General features: G+C 43.9%; 1 protein-coding gene. It reads right to left on the bottom strand.

The genetic code is table 11. From position 1 onward, the window contains the following. Positions 1-211: 211 nt before the first annotated feature. The coding region (gene mltF, locus AB4496_RS20365; protein WP_372131778.1) for a membrane-bound lytic murein transglycosylase MltF at positions 212-1,353 on the bottom strand (1,142 nt) is incomplete at its 5' end.

Raw genomic sequence — 1,353 nt, 5'->3', positions numbered from 1 at the left:
GCCACGAACTTAGCGTTGGCTTTCTGAACCACTATCGTGATGGCTAAGAGCTGAATGCAACAGAGCATTATGTCGCTTATGGTGTGACGTTATAAAGTTCGATTGTTACTGCAATATGACACTCTGGATATCGCAGGCGTTTTGTTTGTTTTGGTCATTTATCGTGATGCAATAAAAAAGAGCAATGCTAAATGGCATTGCTCTTTTTCTTTTATTTGGAAGACTCAGCGTCGTTCACTGCGGATTCAGTTTCACTGATTGTTGATTCAGCATCTGATACCTCTAGAGGTGGGATAACTACCAAACCTTCAAGGCTCGCTTCTTCCTCTTTATTACGCTTATTTACATGGCCAATAATGCTCTGATAATAACGGCGAATGTTCTCAACGTAATTCCTTGCTTCATCACCACGCGCATACCCGTAACGAGTTTTGCTGTAGTACTTCTTCTGTCTTAGCAGAGGAAGCCTGTCTTTCACATCACCCCAAGCATCAGGATCACCGCCTTGTGCTTTGGTTAAGCGACGAGCATCCATCATGTGCCCGTAACCTACGTTATATGAGGCAAGCGCAAACCAGATCTTCTCGTGTTGGGTGATTGAATCTGGTACTCGATTCACGATACGACGCAGGTATTCAACACCGCCTTGTACCGACTGTTTCGGATCGAGACGATTGGTTACACCAACGCTCTTCGCAGTAGGCAGTGTCAGCATCATCATGCCTCGAACACCTGTTGGAGAGCGTGCGACAGGATTCCAGTGTGACTCTTGGTATGCTAAAGCGGCAATCAAGCGCCAGTCAAATTCTTGAGAATATTTCTGAAATAGTGGCGACCATTTTGGCAGCTTGCTATCCAATGCACGGATAAATGCACGAGTATCAACGTAATCAAAAGTGCCGATATGGCCGATGTATTTTTCTTCCAGTGAAGCCAGTTCACCAGACTGTTTTAGATTACCAAAGAACTCAATCAGTAATGCATAAAGGCTTTCATCTTCAGACTTCTGTAAATACCAAGAGATAGGTTGATCTTCTGTCAGTTCAAAAGCTAAGGCTACGTCTGGGTATAAACGTTGTGAGAGTGACAGCTCAATCGAGTCCGCAACAGTAAACAAGCGTTCACCAGTCGACACTTCTTTTAGCAGGTCATTGATGTCAGCATTACCTATTGCATCGTAGATAAAGTCATCGTGCTTGTTCTGGATCTGTTTTAGCGTTGGCTCAAAATGTGAGTCCTTCACTACCACCAAAGATGGCGTCAATGTTTCGGTAGATGCCGTTTCTTCTGATTCAGTTTGTGCTTTTACGAAATCAGCTTGACGCTTATTCTCGAACTTGATCAGTTGTTGAA

The sequence above is a fragment of the Vibrio sp. 10N.222.46.A1 genome (genome assembly GCF_041473595.1).
GTDB lineage: Bacteria > Pseudomonadota > Gammaproteobacteria > Enterobacterales > Vibrionaceae > Vibrio > Vibrio tasmaniensis_A.
This window is presented reverse-complemented; position numbering and strand designations above follow the sequence as displayed.